Below are 18,066 nucleotides of genomic sequence, written 5' to 3' on the forward strand. Positions count from 1 at the left end.
ATCGAGGGCTTCCGGGGGCGGCCGCTCAGTCGGAAGGCGGTCAACGACCTGCTCCTGCTGACGAGCGAGGAGCTCGACCCTGGAGATCAGGTACGGCGCGTACGTCATGAATGTCTCGAAGGTGCGGCACGGCAAGTGGCGCGTGCTCACGCTGATGGTGGCGGTATCGATCGACCCGGCTACGGCGCGGACGACCGGTGCGGGGCGCTCCGACGACCCAGTTCATGCCCGAGAGGCCGGACGAGGCGCACAACTCGGCCTTCTTTCGAAACCAGCACAGGCGGAGGCCTCAGAAGCCGGGGAGCAGCCCGTGTTCTTGCTGGTGCTGGCCGGTATCAATCGACCAGCTACTTGGACGGTCGGCGGCCACCGGTTCGCTCTTTGTGTTCGATGAGGCGGGCGGGGCTGGTGGGACGCCGGACGAGTCACGTACGAACTCTCACCGGAGGGGTTCACACTGGCGTCACGGCTCTTGGCCGGCGCTGGAAACGGCGGCGGCCCCCTGCTCGCAACAGGGAGCCGCCGCCAGCGCAGAGACACGACCTCCGGAAAGGGCGGACCCCGCCTGTGACCCTACGACCAATCCAGCAGGACGAGCAGCCACCGGCCACTGATCCGGTGAGGAGGACGCGTCCCCGGGTGCCGTCGCCTCCGAGACGGCAGCTGACCACACGGCCCGGGCGGCAGTTCAGGGTCGCCAGCGGTTTCCTCGGCCCAACCAGCGCCTTGGTCCTCGGCTCGGTCTTCGGGCAGGGACTGACCGCGATCATGTGCATGAGCCTCCTTTTGACCGTGATCGCGCTGGCCGTCACCGCGTTCATGGTCGTGGCGTTCGCCTCGGAGGAGAGAGCTGAGCGCGTGTACCGGCTGCTGCGGTTGATCATTGGCCGACCAGAACCCAAGGCGCCGAAACCCTCCTCCCCGGCATGAGCGTTCCTCGCCGGGGGAGTGAGCGGATCCGCGCGGTGCCGCCCGTCCGGGGCCGGGTCGGTCGGCCTCGGCGACGACCCGGGGGGCTGGCCGACCGCGGCTACGACCACGACAAATACCGGCGCCTCTTCTGGGCCAAGGGCATCAAACCGGTCATCGCCCGCCGCGGCACCCCGCACGGGTCCGGGCTGGGCGTCCACCGCTACGTCGTCGAACGCACCATCGGCCTGCTGCACTGGTTCCGCCGCTTACGCATCCGCTGGGAGATCCGCGACGACATCCACGAGCTTCATGATCCTCGCCGCAGCCATCATCTGCTGGCGACGCCTCGTCCGCTGATTCTGTTATGACCTCTAAGCGTTCCTTCATCTGGTCGCGCGGACCCGAGCGGAGGGCATACCAGGGCGCGGTTGCGGGTGACAGGATCGCCCGCATGAGAGGCAAGACGTGGTTGGTCGTGGTCGCCGGCAGGGTGCTCGCGGGTGGCGTCGTCATGTGGCAGCAAGCCTGGCGGGTGTGGCCGCCCGCGCCGCACGTGGACGGGCGCTTGACCGCCGCCGCCCTGCCGGTGATCGACCGGTATTCGGAGAGCGGCCGCGCTTTGGTCCGGCCCGGCGGGCTGCCCGCGCGGACACGTCCGCGTTGGTTCTGCGCCGAAGAGCCGATCGAGACCGAGCGGCGCGGTTCCCGGGTGCGGGTGTCGCTTGAGGTCGCGTGCAATGCCTACGCTCGACAGGACGGAGTTCTGGTGACCGGCGCCGGGACGCGGATGCCGCTGCAGGTAACGCCGGATCACGGTGGTGGCATCCCGGTCGTGCTGGACGTGGTGCGGCCGGTTGACGGCGCGGGGTTCCGCCCATCTCTCGAGCGAACGTTCTCCCGGCGCGGGATCGCCGAGCTGGACCGGCGTCACCGCATCGGCGCGGTCGTGGGCTCTCCGGACGCCGAGGCCGCGCGCGTGTTCGGGTTCGCTCCCGGCACCAAGGCCCGGATCTACGGCGGTTGAGCGCAGCAAGACGAGCGGGGGACGCTAACCCTCGCTGAGCACCGGCGATGAGTCGCACAAAATGGGCTGTCCAAGGCTCAAACGCGGCGGCCTGGCAATCCCCCCAGCGCGCGGCCCATCCGGGCCGGGCGGGTGGCATGGGGGGCGGTACATCAACCCACGAAGTGCATCGACTGCGGTCCACAGGACCTAAGCCACCCGCATCCGAACAGCCAACGGCGGTAACTCCGCCTGAGCCGGCCCGATGACTGGGCGTTTTGGGGTGTCAGCTGACTCTTTGGGCGAGAGAGACGATGATCCCTTCCGGGCCGCGCACGTAGGCCATCCGCCATGACTGCTCGTGCTGGCCGACGCCCCCGACGAGTCCGTAGCCGTCGGCGGCGAGCTGGTCGAGTGTCGCGTCGAGGTCGTCGACCTCGAAGGCCACGTTGCGCAGCCCGAGCTCGTTGGCCATGGCGTCGGGGGTGCCGGGCCGGTGGTCGGGCCGGTCGAAGCTGGACAGTTCCAGTGTGGTTCCGCCGTCGGGGGCGGCGAGCATCACGATGTGGGTGCGGGCGTCGGGGATGCCGATGACGGTGTCGAGGAACTCGCCCTCGACGGCCATGGGGTCGCCTTGGGCTTCGAGGCCGAGCCGGACGAAGAACTCGGCCGCCGCGGCCAGGTCCGCGACGGTGATACCGACGTGGTCGAAGCGGCGGATGCGGGAACCCGGCCGCGCTGCGGGGTCCGGTGCCTGACCTGAGGATGCCTGGTCGACGTGGGGCGGGTCTGACGCGCGGGGTGCTGTGCCGTCGTCCAGCGCGATCAGCGCGACCCACCGCTCCTGGTCGCGGGGGTAGGGGATGTCGGTGTACTTCGCGACGAGCCGGTCGACGATGGTCCAGGCGTCTTGGCCGGTGATCCAGTCGATGACGCGGCCGCGGACGGCGACGGGCCTGAACGGGTCGTCGGCGGGCGCGATGGACAGGGCGAGGCGGGGGTCGCGCCGCAGGTTGCGTGCCTTGCGTGTGCTGGGTCCGGTGAACAGCACGATGTGGTCGTCGTCGGTTCCGATGTACACGGGCGTGCTGTGGGGTGCGCCGTCGGGCAGGACGGTGGCCAGGTGCGCGATCGCCGGACCGTCCAGGACGCGTCGGAGTTCGGTGTCGAGCATTTCTTTTCCTTCGTTACGCGGGGTGGGCGGGGTGCTGGTCACCGGGCATGGTCGGCGCGCCAGGCCACGTAGTCAGCGACCGCGCGGTGCAGGTCGTATTGCGGGGTGAAGCCGGTGTCGGCGGCCAGGCGGGTGATGTCGAGGTAGGGGTTGGGGCCGGGACCGCTGCTCTTTCCCGGTCGCAGTTTGAGCCGTGCGCCGGGCACGGCGGCTTGGACGGCCTCGACCAGTTGTCGGGCGGTGTACGGGGTGCCGTTGGAGACGTTGTACGTGTCGTGCGCCAGGGTCTCGGCCGTGACCAGGGAGGCGATGGCGCGCCCGGTGTCCGGGGCATAGCACAGGTCTCCGCCGTCGTCGGCGTACAGCGGCGCCGGCTGGTCGCCGCGCAGGACGGTGCTGATGTACGGCGGGATCGGGTTGAAGGGTGATTCGGGGTCCATCAACGGTCCCCAGGTGCTGCCGATCCGCAGCACGACCGGGTGGACGCCGGTGCCCTGCAGCGCGTTCGTGACCAGCGGTTCGACGGCCTTCTTGAACGCGATGATCGGATGCGGCACTTGCGCGGCCGGGAGCTCCAGGTCTTCGTGCCAGGGGGTCTCGGTCCGTCCGATGTAGGCGCCGAGGCTGCTCGCCACGGCGAACCGGCGGACCTTCCACTGACGTGCGGCGTCGAGAGCGTTGAACAGGCCCGCGGCGTCGGTGCGGAAATAGGGGAGAGGGTCCTCGCCGGGGACGCTGCCGGCGAGGTGGACGATGTCGCTTATCCGGTGCCGTGAGCCGAGGTCGAGGAACGCGTCCCGGTCGGTGACGTCGAGGGGTTCCACCACGACCCGATCGGTAAGGAACGAGGGGACCTCGGTGCGCCCGTAGGCCGTGACGACGACGTCGCGTCCGAGGTCGGTCAGGGCGCGGGCGGTCTGCGCGCCGATCATGCCGAGGCCACCGGTCACCAGGATCATCGGGTCACCTCGCCGTGCAGGTACATGGCACCCCGGGAGGTGACCGTTTCGAGCAGGGGCTGGAAGGCCGGGCGGCCGGCGTCGAGGAAGGCCGGTGCCTGGTGCGGCACCACCTCGTCGACGAGCCGGGCCTCCGCGGTGATGACCTCGCTCATGAACTGCCTTCCGTCGGTTCAGATCGCATGTGCGCCCATGCCAGCGGCCGGGCAGTGCCCGCCGTCGCGCAGGGCGATCCTGCGCGGCGCTCGCCTGGGCTAATGCCACTCCGGCGACGGTGTCCGCCGCTTAGGCACACGGTGACGTTATGAGGCGGCGCGGCGGTGAGTCTTGAACGAATCGTGCATACGTCACAGCCGCAGCGGTGGCCTTGCGCGGGCGGCGAGGAAGGAACGGTAGGACGCCGCGTGGTCGTGCTCGCGCAGGCATCGCTCGACCTCCCCGCCGAACAACGCGCTCGGGGTGACCCCGGCCAGGCGCAGGCACTCCCGGCTGAGGTGGGACTGGTCGGCGTAGCCGACGTCGGCCGCGAGGCCGGCCATCCCTTCAGCGCCGGGCTGACCCAGCGGCGTGGTCGCGGCCTGGGCCAGCGCGAGAAAACCCTGGAACCGGAGGGTCCGCTGCAGCACCTTCGGAGTCACGCCCACCACATGCAGGCACCGGCGACGCAGCTGGCTGGCCGACAGCCCCAGATGCGAGGCGAGGACGCCGACCTCGGACCGCTGCCAGGGCATCAGCAACCGGACCGCCTCGTCCATCAGCGGATCCGCTCGGGTCGCCGCGCGCACCTCCTGCAGCAGGTGGGCTTGCAGCATCGCCAGGGCCGATTCGGGCGTGGGCGCGTTCACCATCGCGTCGCCGAGCCGTTCCACCCACCGATAACCCAGCTCCCGCAACCCGACCCACTGGTCGAGCAGCTCGGACAGTGCCACCGGGAGCAGCGGGTTGCCGCCCGGCCGGAACCGGATCCCGACAATGGTGGTGCGCGCCGGGATCACCTCGAGCACCGGGCCGGTCAGCGGACCGAGGAGCTGCGGCTCGCCACCCAGCGGCCAGTGCAGGTCGACCCCGCCCGCCGGGAGGCGGCGCTGCACGTACGGGACGTCGTCGGTGCGGTGCACCCAAACCGTCCGGACCAGTGCCGACAACTCCGGCTCCGGCAGCCGTTCGACGTACGACCGCACCAATCCCGATCCGTCGGCCTCACCCTCCCCGGCGGGTGGGGCCGAGGCCCGTCGTTCCTCGCCTGCGGGCACATCGGCCCGGAGGTTCCGGCTCCCCGGTGCGCGGGGACGGACGCGGTTAGGCACGGATCGCACGATCGACCAGCTCGGCGAGCTCGGCGGCGGCCCGACCGGTGTCGGCGCCCGCGTTGACGATGTCCAGGACCGTCGCGTCGATCGCACCCCGCAACGCCACCGCGGCCGTGTGGACATCGAACGCTCGCAGCTCCCCGGCCTCCTGCCCCCGCCGGAAACCGTCCTCCAGCAACGCCAGACCCCCACCGCCGGTGGCAGCGCCAACGGCCCCGGCCAGGTCGATCGCCGCCCTGGCGTAGACCGGATCGGTGGCGATGAACTCCAGGTTGCTGCGGATGTACGTCCCGATCTTCGCGCGCACCGTCGTCTGCGCCGCGATCTGCGGACCCATGAACGCGGCCGCCCGCGCCAGGACGTGCTCGAACGTCTGCGCAAGCAGCGCCTCCCGCGTGCCGAAATGGTAGGAGATCAGTCGCGTGCTGCTCAGCCCCGCCTCCTGCACCACCTTCGCGAACGACAGGCCGTGGCTGCCCTCACGGGCGACGACGCGCACCGCCGCCTCGACGATCTGCTCCCGTCTCTGACTGCTCACGCACCCCATCCTTGCCGCTCGCCCGGCCGGCGACTCGACGATGCCGGCTTGACGCCATCTTACTCGCCCAGGTAACAATTTACTCATGCGAGTAAAAGAGTCTGCTTCGCCGCGCCGGGTGACGACGGTGCTGAGACCGGGCCCGGATCGGGTGATGCGCTACGCGCGGATCGTGTTCGGGATCATTGCCGTCGGCTCGGCCGTGACCGTGGCGGCGGCAGCGGTGCTCCAGCAGGTGGATCCGGACCAGGTGAACTGGGTGGTCTGGGTCCGCGCCGGGTTCTACACCGTCGGGGGCCTGTGGCTGCTGGCTGTTGTGCGGGACGCGCGGCAGAAGGCGGCCCGTACCGCCTTCACCCGGCTAAGGGTCATCTGCGTGCTCGCGCCTCTCGGTATCGCGGCCCTGGTCATCGCCCCGGATTCCGGCTATCCCCTCTGGATGAGGATCGAGCAGGCCTGCTTCGGGATCCTGATGGCCCCGCTCGCCGTCGCCTTGTTCAAACCGTCGGTGGCCGCAGACTTCCGGCGAGCCCGCCAAGCCGGCAACGACAGGGCCGCCTGATGCCGAAGCAGCGCACGGAGGTACCGAGATTCCTCGCCATCACCGTCCTGGTCGCGCTTGAGATCGTCGTCATCGCGATACTGACCGCGATCCGGATCACCGGCGTACCGGCCGTCATCATCGTGGTGATCTTCGCCCTCCTCGAACGCCTCGCCTACGTTCGATGGTTCAAGAGACGGCGATGATCCAGGCCCAGTCACCTGTCCTTGGCTCTGATCGGCCAGGAGCGACGCAAATAGTCATGCTCGCCGTACCTGGTGCACAGGGCCACGAACTCCCCGACGCCTCGTAGCGGTTCGTCGCCGAGGTGGGCGGGCGGCTCGTCCAGCTTCCATGAGCACCGGAATCGGCTGGGATAGCACATGCGCATCCTCACTGAAGGTGGGTGATGCTCCGCTTCCCGCGCCGGGTGTGGAGACGGTCGGGCTGTTGCTGCGTTGCCAGATCGCGTAGATCAGGTGCCGCCCCTTCTTGCCCGCCGGGATCCGGCCGGGAAACCGGCAGCGCCTGAACTGTTCGAACGCCACCAGTGGGAAGCCGGGTCTGTGGTCGCACACCTCGATCACTACGACGGCCCGCAGGTGCCTGCCACAGTGCCCGAGCCCGACCTCGACGGCGCCGCCCGGGGATGAGTGGGGCAGCGCGTCGCGAGCCGACACCGCCCGCAGCAGGGCCAACGGCGGCGCCGGGCTTGGCTTGACCCTCGTCCGCCAGCGCGGCGACCTGCCCATCCGACCCCACCTCCCGCAACCCGTCCAGCAGGAGTGCCACGCCGCGCGGGTCGTTGACGGGGACGTGCGCGGCGGTGAAGTGGGCGGGGCGGGGGTCATCGGCGCGAGTCTGCGGCCGAGGTCGACTATGCCGGTGGTCTCGGCCGCGACGACGTGGCGTCCTTGGGCGTCGGGCAGGAATGCGGCCGCCCGGTGGGCGTAGTCGACCTCGCGGACGTCGACGACGGTCAGTGCGATGCGGGGGCGCCGAAGCGCATCCGGCCGCCGGCCATCTGCTCGGCGATGCTGAAGCTCTCGCTGGTCGGGTTCCTAGGAGGTCGTGTTCCAGGTCTTCTCGGTCACGATCCGGCGCGGGACGTCGACGATGTCCTGGGCGTCGCCGATCATCGCGGCTACCGAGCTGGTGAGCACCACCCGCTGGACTTCGCCGACCTCGGTTGCGGTGCCGAGCACGTTGCGGGTTCCATGCACGGCCGGGTCGACAAGATCGCGTTGGGGTTCTCGCACAGACCGGACGAGGGGCGAAGCGGTGTGGATCACGATGCGGCATCCCCGCATGGCTTGTGCGTACGAGCCGTCCCGCAGGAGGTCGGATGCGAAGAGACGCAGAGTTCCTGTGATGCATCGGCGGCGTCGAGAAGCTGCTGAACCTTGCCGGCATCGCGCGGGTCGCGGACTGCGGCATGGACGGTGACTCCTGCGTCGACCAGGCCTTTCACAATCCAGCCGGCGACGTAACCGGTGGCGCCGGTCACCATCACCGGCGCGCTCGCATCGACCGGCAGGTTGCTGAGATCGACCTGGGTGTCCATGGAGTTTCCCTCTCACCGTAGTCCGCGACCCGGGGCCCGGCCTCTACTCGTTCACCAGGAGGATCTTGCCGACGTGCCGGCCGGCTTCCATGAGCCGGTGGGCCTCGGCGGCTTCGGCCATGGGCAGGCGCTGATCGATGATCAGCTGCACGTCCCCGTTCTCGATCATCGGCCAGACGTGCTGCTGCACCTCGGCGACGATCGCGGCCTTCTGCGCGGCGGGCCGCGTGCGCAGGGTGGTGCCGTGGACCGATGCGCGCTTGAAGACCAGTTCAGCGAGGTTGAGCGGGCCCTCCAGGCCGTCCTGCATGCCGATGACGGCCAGGCGCCCGTCGGTGGCCAGCGACCGAATGTTGCGCTCGAGGTACCGGCCGCCGATGACGTCGAGGATGACGTCGTAGGGTCCGTGCTCGGCGAAATCATCCGTGCGGTAGTCGAGTGTCAGGTCGGCGCCGAGTTCCCTCGCCCGCTCGGCCTTCTCGGGGCCGCCCACTGTGGTGACCACCCTGGCTCCCAGGGCCTTGGCGATCTGGAGCGCCACGGTCCCGACGCCTCCCGCCCCGCCGTGCATGAGGAAGGTCTCGCCCTCCTCGAGCTTCGCGGTCATCACGATGTTGGACCACACCGTGGCGGTCGCCTCGGGCAGCGCTGCCGCGTCGACCAGTCCGGTCCCCTTGGGAATCGTGAGCAACTGACCCGCGGGGACGGCGACCTTTTCCGCGTAACCGCCGCCTGTGAGCAGCGCGCAGACCTCGTCGCCGACCTGCCAGCCGGTGACGCCCTGCCCGAGGGCGCTGATGCGGCCCGAAACCTCCAGACCCGGGTAGGGCGAAGCGCCCGGCGGCACCGGGTAGAGCCCCATCCGCTGCATGATGTCGGCCCGGTTGAGGGCGCTGGCCGCCACATCGATGACGACTTCGCCGACAGCGGGCGTCGGGTCGTCCACCTGCGTCCATTCCAGGACCTCGGGGCCACCAGGCTTCTTGATCGATATCGCCTTCATGGATGCTCCGCTTCACATGGCTGAGTGAGGGCTCCCGCGGTCGTCCCAGGTCAGGGCGTTTGCGGCAGGTCTTTGCCGAGAGTGCTCGGCTGAAACTCGCCCTGTGGGGGCCCGTGGTCGCGCCGCGTGCAGTGCCAGCGGTTACCGGGAGCCGAATGTTTGCAGTGCATACATTAGGGACAGAAGTACGCAGTGTCAACATTCGTGAGGGGTGTCACGCCGGCGGTCGTGTGCCGGGGTGCTGCCGCGTGGTCCGAGGCGTGTCGCGGGGCGCGGGTGTCACCTCCGCCGCGCCAGCTCAGTTGCCGGCGTGCGGAGCGGTCATGTCGATGTGATGCAGAACACTTCCTCGGATGTCTGCACTGCTTACATCGTCCTCTAATGTGAGCGATGCAAACATGGTCGGTGGTGGAGATCGAGAGAGGAACCCGTATGGCCAGCGAACTGTTCTCACCGCTGTCCCTGCGCTCTGGACAGGTGCTGGGCAACCGGATCGCGAAGGCGGCCATGGAGGAGAACCTGGCCGGCGACGGTCAGCTTCCCGACCGGCGCTTGACCGCGCTGTACCGCAGGTGGGCCGCCGGCGGCGCCGGACTGCTGATCACCGGCAACGTCATGGTCCATGCCGCGGCGCTGACCGGCCCCGGGGGAGTCGTGCTCGACGATGCGGCGCCATTGGAGCCCTTCGCCGAGTGGGCCAAGGCCGGCAAGGCCGGGGGAGTGGCGATGTGGATGCAGATCAACCACCCCGGTCGCCAGGTCCAGGCCGACATGCCCGGTGTCGTGTGGGGGCCGTCGGACGTGGGCGTTGACCTGGGGCGGCACAGCAGCCGATTCGGGCGCCCCGTCGCCATGACCCCCGCGCAGATCGAGGACACCGTGGCCCGGTTCGCGGTGACGGCCCTACGCGCCGAACAGGCGGGCTTCGACGGTGTGGAGGTGCACGCCGCGCACGGCTACCTCCTGTCGCAGTTCCTGTCGCCCCTGGTCAACCGGCGCACGGATGCCTGGGGTGGGTCGCTGGAGAACCGGGCCCGGATGCTGCTGGAGGTCGTCCGTGCCGTTCGCGCCGTCGTCTCACCGGCCTTCGCGGTCGCGGTGAAACTCAACTCCGCCGACTTTCAGCGCGGCGGATTCGACGTCGATGACGCACGGCGGGTCATCGCGCTGCTCGAGCCGCTCGGCATCGATCTGGTCGAACTGTCCGGTGGCAGCTATGAGAGCCCGGCGATGACCGGTCGTCCGGCCGACACGCGCACCCGGGCCCGGGAAGCCTATTTCCTGGATCTGGCGACGGACCTGGCCAAGGCCAGCCCGCTTCCGTTGATGCTGACCGGCGGCATCACCCGCCGCGACACCGCTCTCAGGGTTCTCGACAGCGGTGTGGCAGTGATAGGCATGGGCACCGCACTGGCCGTCACCCCGGACCTGCCCGACCGCTGGCGGCACGGTCGCGAGGCCGAGCGGCAACTGCGGCCGGTCACCTGGTCCGACAAGGCTCTCGCGTCGTCTGCGAGCATGGCGCAGGTCCGCCACCAGATGCGCCGCATCGCCCGCGGCAGCGCGCCCAGGCCCGCCATCCACCCGGCGTACGCGCTCTTGTCCGAAGAACGTCGGCGCCGACGGGCCTTGCGGCGCTACCGCGCATGGCTGCCTGCTTCGCTAGGCACCGCCACAGCAAGCCGCCCCCTGTGAGAGGCCGCCGACGGCGGGTCTGCTCAAGTTCGCGCCGGCTGCTCGTCACTCAGGCCGGAGTGGGGACCGAGGTGGGGATGGGCATGTGCAGGGCGATTTGGCCTTCGGTGACGACGTCGAGTCGGACGGGTTTGATGGGCTTGAGTGATCGCAGGTCGTCGGCCATGCGGCCTTCGCCGATCCGGAGAGTGATGTCTCGCGGGAGGCGTGTGGTTCCGGTGGCGAGCATGTTGGTCTGGCTCAGGGTGGAGTGCCATGCGCCGTTGATGGTGGTGTAGGAGACGAGGGTGGAGACGCGCCTGCCGCTGGGATGGCTGGTCTGGCTCGGTGTCGGTGCCGAGAACGACAGGTCGGTCCCGCCGGTGTCGTTGGCGACGCGTGCCGCGGTCCGATCGGTGTCGATGTCGACGTCGAGTTCGGTGACCCACTTGGGGAGACCGTAAGCATCGTGCCCGCGTATCTGCGCGATGTCGGTATTGACCGGCAACGACAGCACATAGGAGTCGAGTTGGTCGTTCTTGAGGGCGGCGAGGAGGTCGATGAACCCGAGCCGGCCGTGCCGGGCCGGTCGCACGGCGATGCCGACGGCTGCCTCGGTGTAGAAGTCGATGTCGCAGACGTCGTAGCGGAAGAACATGATCGAGATCAGGCCGAGGCCTGGGGCGACTTCCAGTGGTGACAGCTCTGCGGGCAGACGGGTTCGGATCGCGCGGGAGCGGGCGAGCAACGTGATGCGGGCGCTGGAGGAGCGGTAGTAGAAGTTCGGCGTGAGCGTGGTCCCGATCGGGGAGTCGACCTTGGTCTTGGGCATCCGCCGGAAGAAGTCCACGCTGGGGACGCGGGGGTCGCGGTCGACTTCGTCGAGGTCGGTGTTCATTCGGTACCGGTCGTAGAGGCCTCCCTTGGGAACCGCGACCTTGCGGTCGCCGAGTTCGACCTCGACCATGTCCTGCTGAGATGACGACATCGGCATGCTCCTGGGATCCATGGGCCGGGTCTGGCGGTCATCGGCATGCCGGGCTTGGTCCCGCCCGGCGATTCTGGTGATCGGCGCGGTGACGCTCTCGGGCGGTTGCCCCGCCGTGCGGTCGGCGTGGCAACCGGGGATGCGTCGGGAAACGTGGGCGGCTCAGTCGCCGTGCAGTGCCGTCTTCAGGGCGTCCACGGCGAGTTTGCGGGCGACGTTGGTGGCTCGGGTGTCGCGCAGGCTGTCCAGCAGGAGGAAGTCGTGGACCATGCCGGCGACCCGGACCGCGGTGACGTCCACGCCTGCCTCGCGCAGCTTGTTGGCGTATTGCTCGCCTTCGTCGCGCAGTACGTCGGCCTCGTCGGTGATGAGCAGGGTGGTGGGCAGTCCCCTCAGTTCGTCCAGGGTGGCCTGGAGCGGGGAGGCGTACACCTCGGTGCGCCGTGACGGGTCGGGGGTGTAGGCGTCCCAGAACCACTTCATGCCGTCGCGGGTCAGGTAGTAGCCCTCGGCGAACTGCAGGTAGGACGGGGTGTCGAAGTCGGCGTTGGTCACCGGGTAGAGCAGGATCTGCGCCTTGAGGTCGATCCCGCCGCGCTGCTTGTTCATCAGTGCGAACACCGCCGACATGCAGCCGCCGACCGACTCGCCGGCGACGGCGACGCGCGTGGTGTCCAGGCCGTGCTCGGCGCCGTGCTCCATGACCCACTGGCCCACGGCGTAGTTCTGCTCGACCTGGGTGGGATACCTGGCTTCCGGTGCCCGGTCGTAGACGGGGAAGACGCCCGCGGCGCCCGCGCCGACGGCCAGTTCGCGGAAGAGGCGGTCGTGGGTCTTCTCGTCGCCGAAGACCCAGCCTGCGCCGTGGATGTAGAACATCACCGGCAGCGGCCCGCTCGCCCCCTTGGGACGGATGATGCGGGTGCGGACCGTGCCCCACTGGCCGGTGTCGACCTCGACCCACTCCTCGTCGACGTCCGGACGGGGCACACTGGTGTCGCTCTGCAGACCGAGCAGGATCTCCCGGCCCTTCTCCGGAGGCACCTCGTAGATCCGGGGGTGCGGATCGGTCGCCTCGGTCAGCGCTTTGGCGGCGGGCTCGAGGAAAGGGGTGATCGGCGGCGGCAGACTGGTCATCGTCACTCCCTGTCATAGATGCCTGCATGTCCTGTCACGCGGCCCCACCAGCCGCCACTGGCGGCAAGTTCAGCCCTGCGGAGGCCCGCGTGCTGCGGGCCTTACCCACGGTGACCAGGTCAATCCACCCCTGGAGGCAAACGAGGCCCTTCCTGATCCCACGGCGCCACGCTCCATCGACTCAGGCCGCCACGGCCGTTGCACCGGCCGAACGTGAGTGGGGTGGCCCGAGCCCGACTCAGCACATCGAGTTGGACCTGTCGTCGGTGTACACCAGCAGTGCTCACGTGGCTGAAATGTCCCAGCCTTGGCGGGAGAGCACGGCCAGAGCCGAGAGGCTCGCCATTGGGCAGGGCGTACGGGTAGCCGGTGACGAGATGGGCCACGCCCGGCGGGGAGATGATGGGGAAGGCCGGCGCGGTGCTGACGACGCTCCCGACGTCCGTGATCATCAGGCGCGTCGCGTTGACGATGCAGAGGCGGTGGGACGGGAGGGCGCGCAGCAGGTGCGGTCAAAACGGAGGGTTTGCCCGTGGGCGACGGCGTCCTCGTCGACCCGTGCCTGACCACGTCCGATCCGGCCGTCTACGCGGCCGGAGACGTGGCACGCCTCCCTGCGGGACGTCGCGAACACTGGTCAGACGCCCAGGCACAGGGCGCCACCGCCGCGCGGAACATGCTCGGCCGGCGTTCTCCGCACACGGCGCTCCCTTGGTGCCGGTCCGATCAGTACGACCTCAAGCTCCGGATCTGTGGACGTCTCGCGGGCGAGCCCGTGGTGTCCGGCGATCTCGCCGGCCGCGACGCGTCGATCCGCTTCGTGCACAGCGGAGATCTGGTCGGTGCCGTGTGCATGAACCGCCCCCGGGAGCACCGTGAACTCCGGGACCGCATCGAGAAGACCGCGAGCCGCGCACAAGCGAGGACCTGCCGCGCGGGTTCAGGCCCTCGACCTCAACTCTCCGGCGTGGGCGGGGTCGTCGCCGTCCGCGACATCGCCGGCGAGGCGGCGAAGAGCGCGCGGACGGCGTCCCCGACCTGGTCGGCGACCACGCCGGGGGAGGAGGCGTCGAGCTTGCCGTCCAAGTGCAGGAACGCCAGGCCGTGGACCAGGGCCCAGATCGAGGTCGACAGGGCGTCCGGATCCGCGTCGGGGAAGGTGCCGTGCACGATGGCGCGCACATACTCCCAGATGGCGATGGTCGCGCTGACCCGCTCCTCGTTGTTCGGGTCGCAGGGCTCGGCGAACATCACCCGGAACAGCGCCGGATGGTCGAGCGCGAAGCGGACGTAGGCGACGGCGACCGCGGCGAGGTCGTCGGGGGTGGCGGGCGAGGGGTGAGCGGCGCTGAGGTGCTCGGCGAGTTCGCGGTAGCCCTGCGCGGCGACCGCGGAGACCAGTGCGTCGCGGTCGGCGTAGTGACGGTAGGGGGCCGTCGCCGACACGCCGGCCCGCCGCGCCACGGCCCGCAGCGAAAGCGCGGCGCTGCCGTCCTCCTCGAGCAGCTCCCGTGCCGCCTGCAGGCAGGCGGCGCGCAGGTCGCCATGGTGGTAAGAGGCACCTTCGCGCGCCATTGATCACACTCCTCTATCGACGGCGCCTACGCCGATCGGTCGATGTATGCGCCGCGCACATGGTAGGCGATGGGCACGCGGGCCCGCGCAGAAGGGCCGACCGGCCGGACGAGCGCGGGCCGCGATGCCTCAACGAGAGCCGGCCTTCTTGATCACTGTCAGCGCGGTGGTCATGAGGAGGGCCCAGGTCTGGGGTGAAATGCGAGCCGGTGGAGTGAACCCGTGGATGCGCTGGTGGGCGACGGTCTGGGGCTCGGTGTATTTCAGGATCCCGTCGGCCCCGTGACGGCGGCCGATGCCCGAGTCGCCCATGCCGCCCATCGGTGCGTCGATGCTTCCCCACGCGGCGGCGAAGGCCTCGTTGACGTTGACGGTGCCGGCGTGGAGGCTGGCGGCCACGGCCCGGCCCCGGGCGCCGTTGCGGGTCCAGACGCTGGCGTTGAGTCCGTAGGGCGTGCCGTTGGCCCGGGTGATCGCCTCCTCGTCGTCGCGGACGGGGTAGATCGAGACGACGGGCCCGAAGGTCTCGTTGTCGTACAGCGTCATGTCGGGCGTGACGTCGGTGAGGATGGTCGGTTCGTAGAAGAGCGGGCCGAGGTCGGGCCGCGCCCTGCCGCCGGCCAGGACGGTGGCGCCCTTGGCGACGGCGTCGTCGACGTGCGCGGTGACGGTGTTGAGCTGGGCGGGGGTGGTGAGGCTTCCGACGTCGCTGCTGTAGTCGTAGGCGGCGCCGATGCGGAGCTCATTGGTGCGGGCGACGAACGCGGCGACGAAGCGGTCGCGGACGGCCTCGGCGACGTAGAGGCGTTCGATGGAGACGCAGAGCTGGCCGGCGGAGGGGAAGCACGCCGCGACGGCGCCGTCGGCGGCCCGGTCGATGTCGGCGTCCTCGAGGACGAGCATGGCGTTCTTGCCGCCGAGTTCGAGGGAGGAGCCGATGAGGCGTTCGCCGGCGTCGCGCGCGATCCGGCGGCCGCTGGCGGTGGAGCCGGTGAACATCATGTAGTCGGCACCTGCCATCAGCGCGCCGCCGATGGAACCGCCTCGTCCGATCACCATCTGCCACACGCCGGACGGCAGGCCGGCCTCGTGCATCAGGTCGAGTGCCCACAGCGCGGTGAGCGCGGTCTGGGTGTCGGGCTTCTGGACGACGGCGTTGCCGGCCATGAGCGCTGGGACGGCGTCGCCGGCGGCCATGCTGAGGGGGTAGTTCCAGGGCGAGATGACCGCGACGACGCCCTTCGGGTGGCGCAGTTCGGTGGTGCGGGTCAGTACCGGGATCGCGCCGCGGCGCCGCTTGGGCCCAAGGAGCCGGGCGGCGCTGCGCGCGTAGTATCGGGCGGTGATCGCGATGTCGGTCACCTCGAGGAACGCGTCGCGGCGGGTCTTGCCGCTCTCGGCCTGCATCAGGTCCAGCGCCTCGTCCTGGCGGGCGAGGACGAGGTCGTGGAAACGCAGCAGGATCTTCTTGCGCTCGCGGACGGACATGCCGGCCCAGTCCCGCTGGGCGGTGCGGGCGCGCGCGAAGGCGCTCTCGACGTCTGCGGGCGTCGAGACCGGCAGGTCGGCCAGCGGCGTCCCGGTGTAGGGCGCGCTGGTGGTGATCCGTGCGGCGTTCGCCGCGGCGGTGACCCGCCGGGCCAGCCGCTTGACGAGGGCCGGGGTCAGCGACGGCGGCAGTGGGCTGGGCACGACGGGCGCCGGGCCGGCGTGATGGGTGGCCATGGCAGGGCTCCTTGTTCAGTTTCGGTCAGGGACCGAGGTGGGGACCGGCATGTGCAGGGCGAGTTGGCCTTCGGTGACGACGTCGAGCTGGACGCTCTTGATGGGCTTGAGCGATCGCAGGTCGTCGGCCAAGCGGCCTTCGCCGACCTGGAGAGCGGCGCCGCGCGGGAAGTGCGCGGTTCCGGCGGCGAGCACGTTGGTCTGGCTCAGCGTCGAGTGCCACGCGCCGTTGATCGTCGTGTACGAGGTCAGGGTGGAGACGCGCCGGCCGCTGGGGTAACGGGTCTGGGCAGGTGTCGGCGCCGAGAACGCCAGGTCGGTTCCGCCGGTGTCGTTGGCGACGCGCGCCGCCGTCCGATCGCCGTCGATGTCGACATCGAGTTCGGTGACCCACTTGGGGAAGCCGTAGCCGTCGTGGCCGCGGACCTGGGCGATGTCGGTGCTCACCGGCAACGACAGCACATAGGAATCGAGGTTCTCGTTCTTGAGGGCGGCAAGGAGGTCGACGAACCCGAGCCGGCCGTGCCGGGCCGGTCGCACGGCGATGCCGACGGCGGCCTCGGTGTAGAAGTCGATGTCGCAGACGTCGTAGCGGAAGAACATGACCGAGACCAGCCCGAGACCCGGCGCGATCTCCAGCGGCGCCAACTCCACGGGCAGTCGGGCACGGATCGCACGGGAACGGGCGAGCATCGTCAGCCGGGCGGTCGAGATGCGGTAGTAGAAGTTCGGGCTGAGTGTGGCGCCGATCGACGAATCGACCCTGGTCTTGGGCATCCGCCGGAAGAAGTCCACGCCGCTGACGCGGGGATCGCGGGCGACCTCGTCGAGGTCGGTGGCCATCCGGTACCGGTCGTAGAGGCCGTCCTTGGGGACCGGGACCCTGCGGCCGCCGAGTTCGACCTCGACCACGTCCTGCTGGGTTGACGACATCGGGAGCTCCTCACGCTGATGTTAGCAATGCATACATGAGGCTATCCGGCAATGTAAGCACCGTCAACAACGTGGCTCGCGAGTGCTGCGGCGCCGGCAAAGAGCGTGGCCGGCGCCCAGGATCAATGTTGACACTGCACACTCCCCGGCCTAATGTGGATGGTGTAAACATTGAGTGCCGAGGTATCCGGATGACGGTCGCCACGGCCGTGACCTTCACGATCGGCAGACGGTCGTCCAGCCGCGGCTCTTGGCCTCTCAGCCGGATCGTCGGTGGAGCCGGCGCTACCGGAGGGAGACAGGGAGATGACCAAGGCTCTCTTCGTGGTGTCCGCAGCCGATCGGTGGACGCTGCGGGACGGAGCGGTGCACCCGTCGGGCTACTGGGGTGAGGAACTGGCGGTGCCGCACAAGATCTTCACCCAGGCCGGATGGGAGATCACGATCGCGACCCCGGGCGGCAAAGCGCCGACGCTGGACCGGCTCAGCATGTCCCGCACCGCCGGCAGGCCGTCCAAGCTGCGCGAGGTGGCACGCTACCTGGACTCGATCCAGACCGAACTGGACAGCCCCAGGACACTCGAGGAGATCGACCCGGACGAGTTCGATGTGGTCTTCTACCCCGGCGGGCACGGCCCTATGGAGGACCTGGCCTATGACCCGGTCTCGGGCGCACTGCTGACCCGCGTCCTTCACTCCGGCAAGCCGCTGGCGCTGCTGTGCCACGCACCGGCCGCGGCGTTCGCAGCCAAGAACCAGGACGGATCGTGGCCGTTCACCGGCTACCGGATGACGGGCCTGTCCAACCTGGAGGAGAAGTTCAACAGCTTCGGCCGCAAGGCCATCTGGCTACTGGAGGACCGCTTGCGCGAGAGCGGCGCGGACTACGTCAAGGCGCGCCTGCCGCTGCGACCGTTCATCGTGGTCGACCGCAACCTGTACACCGGACAGAACCCCGCCTCCTCTGAGCGGCTCGCTGCCCGCCTCGTGAACGACCTCACCTCGCAGCCCCGCTGAGCACCGCCCGCCG

Annotated in this window: 19 protein-coding genes and 2 pseudogenes; 8 read left to right on the plus strand and 13 right to left on the minus strand. The window is 69.7% G+C overall.

Going from position 1 to position 18,066, the window contains the following annotated elements; genetic code table 11:
• The first annotated feature begins 726 nt into the window (after positions 1-726).
• The 3 genes and pseudogenes from F9B16_RS01130 to F9B16_RS01140 all read left to right on the plus strand — a co-directional run bounded on the left by F9B16_RS01130 (position 727) and on the right by F9B16_RS01140 (position 1,936).
• A complete protein-coding gene (locus F9B16_RS01130; protein WP_151537888.1) occupies positions 727-930 on the plus strand; it encodes a hypothetical protein in 204 nt (67 codons plus the stop codon).
• A 26-nt stretch (positions 931-956) separates the two neighbouring features.
• Positions 957-1,269 (plus strand): annotated as a pseudogene (locus F9B16_RS01135) (IS5/IS1182 family transposase); the annotation flags it as partial.
• A 94-nt stretch (positions 1,270-1,363) separates the two neighbouring features.
• A complete protein-coding gene (locus F9B16_RS01140) occupies positions 1,364-1,936 on the plus strand; it encodes a hypothetical protein (protein ID WP_151537890.1) in 573 nt (190 codons plus the stop codon).
• 265 nt (positions 1,937-2,201) lie between these two features.
• On the opposite strand, the gene F9B16_RS52265 is transcribed toward F9B16_RS01140, so the two are convergent.
• The 5 genes from F9B16_RS52265 to F9B16_RS52270 form a co-directional block, all read right to left on the minus strand.
• Positions 2,202-3,089: a TIGR03618 family F420-dependent PPOX class oxidoreductase gene (locus F9B16_RS52265; RefSeq protein ID WP_225991227.1), complete on the minus strand. Its 888-nt coding sequence runs from the start codon at positions 3,087-3,089 to the stop codon at positions 2,202-2,204.
• Between the two features lie 38 nt (positions 3,090-3,127).
• The gene (locus F9B16_RS01155) at positions 3,128-4,048 is read right to left on the minus strand and encodes an NAD-dependent epimerase/dehydratase family protein (protein ID WP_151537891.1); all 921 of its coding nucleotides are present in this window, start codon (positions 4,046-4,048) and stop codon (positions 3,128-3,130) included.
• The gene (locus F9B16_RS50570) at positions 4,045-4,203 is read right to left on the minus strand and encodes a hypothetical protein (RefSeq protein WP_192808544.1); all 159 of its coding nucleotides are present in this window, start codon (positions 4,201-4,203) and stop codon (positions 4,045-4,047) included. Before F9B16_RS50570 ends, F9B16_RS01155 begins: the two co-directional genes overlap by 4 nt.
• 192 nt (positions 4,204-4,395) lie before the next feature.
• A complete protein-coding gene (locus F9B16_RS01160; protein ID WP_225991228.1) occupies positions 4,396-5,229 on the minus strand; it encodes a helix-turn-helix domain-containing protein in 834 nt (277 codons plus the stop codon).
• Between the two features lie 118 nt (positions 5,230-5,347).
• Positions 5,348-5,896, minus strand: a complete 549-nt coding sequence (locus tag F9B16_RS52270; RefSeq protein WP_225991229.1) for a TetR/AcrR family transcriptional regulator — start codon at positions 5,894-5,896, stop codon at positions 5,348-5,350.
• Between the two features lie 118 nt (positions 5,897-6,014).
• Between F9B16_RS52270 and F9B16_RS01170 the strand changes: the two genes are divergently transcribed.
• Complete coding sequence (locus F9B16_RS01170) at positions 6,015-6,458, plus strand: hypothetical protein (RefSeq protein ID WP_151537894.1); 444 nt, start codon at positions 6,015-6,017, stop codon at positions 6,456-6,458.
• A complete protein-coding gene (locus F9B16_RS01175) occupies positions 6,458-6,643 on the plus strand; it encodes a hypothetical protein (protein ID WP_151537895.1) in 186 nt (61 codons plus the stop codon). Before F9B16_RS01170 ends, F9B16_RS01175 begins: the two co-directional genes overlap by 1 nt.
• 855 nt (positions 6,644-7,498) lie before the next feature.
• Here F9B16_RS01175 and F9B16_RS52275 read toward each other — a convergent pair.
• Genes F9B16_RS52275 through F9B16_RS01185 form a run of 3 tightly spaced genes read right to left on the minus strand, consistent with a single transcriptional unit; the run spans position 7,499 to position 9,004 of the window.
• Positions 7,499-7,747: an SDR family oxidoreductase gene (locus tag F9B16_RS52275; RefSeq protein ID WP_264159656.1), complete on the minus strand. Its 249-nt coding sequence runs from the start codon at positions 7,745-7,747 to the stop codon at positions 7,499-7,501.
• Entirely contained in the window at positions 7,726-8,001 is a 276-nt protein-coding gene (locus F9B16_RS52280) for an NmrA family NAD(P)-binding protein (protein ID WP_225991230.1), read from the minus strand. The genes F9B16_RS52275 and F9B16_RS52280 overlap by 22 nt, the downstream gene beginning before the upstream one ends.
• A 43-nt stretch (positions 8,002-8,044) precedes the next feature.
• On the minus strand, positions 8,045-9,004 hold the full coding sequence (locus F9B16_RS01185) for an NAD(P)H-quinone oxidoreductase (RefSeq protein ID WP_151537896.1): 960 nt from the start codon (positions 9,002-9,004) through the stop codon (positions 8,045-8,047).
• 432 nt (positions 9,005-9,436) lie between these two features.
• Here F9B16_RS01185 and F9B16_RS01190 point away from each other — a divergent pair, with 432 nt between their 5' ends.
• Complete coding sequence (locus tag F9B16_RS01190) at positions 9,437-10,699, plus strand: NADH:flavin oxidoreductase/NADH oxidase family protein (protein WP_151537897.1); 1,263 nt, start codon at positions 9,437-9,439, stop codon at positions 10,697-10,699.
• Positions 10,700-10,748: 49 nt separating this feature from the next.
• Here the strand turns inward: F9B16_RS01190 and F9B16_RS01195 are convergent, their stop codons facing one another.
• Together F9B16_RS01195 and F9B16_RS01200 are read right to left on the minus strand one after the other, a co-directional pair.
• Positions 10,749-11,645 (minus strand): acetoacetate decarboxylase family protein, encoded by an 897-nt coding sequence (locus F9B16_RS01195; protein ID WP_225991231.1) that lies wholly within the window; start codon positions 11,643-11,645, stop codon positions 10,749-10,751.
• A 183-nt stretch (positions 11,646-11,828) separates the two neighbouring features.
• Entirely contained in the window at positions 11,829-12,803 is a 975-nt protein-coding gene (locus tag F9B16_RS01200) for an alpha/beta hydrolase (protein ID WP_151537899.1), read from the minus strand.
• Between the two features lie 511 nt (positions 12,804-13,314).
• Between F9B16_RS01200 and F9B16_RS53975 the strand changes: the two are divergent.
• Positions 13,315-13,716 (plus strand): annotated as a pseudogene (locus F9B16_RS53975) (oxidoreductase C-terminal domain-containing protein); the annotation flags it as partial.
• A gap of 41 nt (positions 13,717-13,757) precedes the next feature.
• Here F9B16_RS53975 and F9B16_RS01210 read toward each other — a convergent pair.
• The 3 genes from F9B16_RS01210 to F9B16_RS01220 form a co-directional block, all read right to left on the minus strand.
• Positions 13,758-14,378, minus strand: coding sequence for a TetR/AcrR family transcriptional regulator (locus F9B16_RS01210; protein ID WP_151537900.1), 621 nt, complete (start codon positions 14,376-14,378; stop codon positions 13,758-13,760).
• 129 nt (positions 14,379-14,507) lie between these two features.
• Positions 14,508-16,103 carry a succinic semialdehyde dehydrogenase gene (locus F9B16_RS01215; RefSeq protein ID WP_151537901.1) on the minus strand — a complete coding sequence of 532 codons (1,596 nt, stop codon included), beginning with the start codon at positions 16,101-16,103 and terminating at the stop codon, positions 14,508-14,510.
• Between the two features lie 15 nt (positions 16,104-16,118).
• Positions 16,119-17,036, minus strand: coding sequence for an acetoacetate decarboxylase family protein (locus F9B16_RS01220; RefSeq protein ID WP_151537902.1), 918 nt, complete (start codon positions 17,034-17,036; stop codon positions 16,119-16,121).
• Between the two features lie 306 nt (positions 17,037-17,342).
• Between F9B16_RS01220 and F9B16_RS01225 the strand changes: the two genes are divergently transcribed.
• Positions 17,343-18,053 carry a type 1 glutamine amidotransferase domain-containing protein gene (locus F9B16_RS01225; protein WP_151537903.1) on the plus strand — a complete coding sequence of 237 codons (711 nt, stop codon included), beginning with the start codon at positions 17,343-17,345 and terminating at the stop codon, positions 18,051-18,053.
• Positions 18,054-18,066 lie beyond the last annotated feature (13 nt).

The organism is Actinomadura montaniterrae, from assembly GCF_008923365.1.
Taxonomy (GTDB): domain Bacteria; phylum Actinomycetota; class Actinomycetes; order Streptosporangiales; family Streptosporangiaceae; genus Spirillospora; species Spirillospora montaniterrae.

Bases quoted from the DNA above. Each gene is read 5' to 3' on its own strand.
- F9B16_RS01215 (WP_151537901.1), bottom strand. From the start codon at position 16,103: ATGGCCACCCATCACGCCGGCCCGGCGCCCGTCGTGCCCAGCCCACTG.
- F9B16_RS50570 (WP_192808544.1), bottom strand. From the start codon at position 4,203: ATGAGCGAGGTCATCACCGCGGAGGCCCGGCTCGTCGACGAGGTGGTG.
- F9B16_RS52265 (WP_225991227.1), bottom strand. From the start codon at position 3,089: ATGCTCGACACCGAACTCCGACGCGTCCTGGACGGTCCGGCGATCGCG.
- F9B16_RS01190 (WP_151537897.1), top strand. From the start codon at position 9,437: ATGGCCAGCGAACTGTTCTCACCGCTGTCCCTGCGCTCTGGACAGGTG.
- F9B16_RS01210 (WP_151537900.1), bottom strand. From the start codon at position 14,378: ATGGCGCGCGAAGGTGCCTCTTACCACCATGGCGACCTGCGCGCCGCC.
- F9B16_RS01155 (WP_151537891.1), bottom strand. From the start codon at position 4,048: ATGATCCTGGTGACCGGTGGCCTCGGCATGATCGGCGCGCAGACCGCC.
- F9B16_RS01195 (WP_225991231.1), bottom strand. From the start codon at position 11,645: ATGGTCGAGGTCGAACTCGGCGACCGCAAGGTCGCGGTTCCCAAGGGA.
- F9B16_RS01175 (WP_151537895.1), top strand. From the start codon at position 6,458: ATGCCGAAGCAGCGCACGGAGGTACCGAGATTCCTCGCCATCACCGTC.
- F9B16_RS01225 (WP_151537903.1), top strand. From the start codon at position 17,343: ATGACCAAGGCTCTCTTCGTGGTGTCCGCAGCCGATCGGTGGACGCTG.
- F9B16_RS01200 (WP_151537899.1), bottom strand. From the start codon at position 12,803: ATGACCAGTCTGCCGCCGCCGATCACCCCTTTCCTCGAGCCCGCCGCC.
- F9B16_RS01185 (WP_151537896.1), bottom strand. From the start codon at position 9,004: ATGAAGGCGATATCGATCAAGAAGCCTGGTGGCCCCGAGGTCCTGGAA.
- F9B16_RS52275 (WP_264159656.1), bottom strand. From the start codon at position 7,747: ATGCGGGGATGCCGCATCGTGATCCACACCGCTTCGCCCCTCGTCCGG.
- F9B16_RS01220 (WP_151537902.1), bottom strand. From the start codon at position 17,036: ATGTCGTCAACCCAGCAGGACGTGGTCGAGGTCGAACTCGGCGGCCGC.
- F9B16_RS52280 (WP_225991230.1), bottom strand. From the start codon at position 8,001: ATGGACACCCAGGTCGATCTCAGCAACCTGCCGGTCGATGCGAGCGCG.
- F9B16_RS01140 (WP_151537890.1), top strand. From the start codon at position 1,364: ATGAGAGGCAAGACGTGGTTGGTCGTGGTCGCCGGCAGGGTGCTCGCG.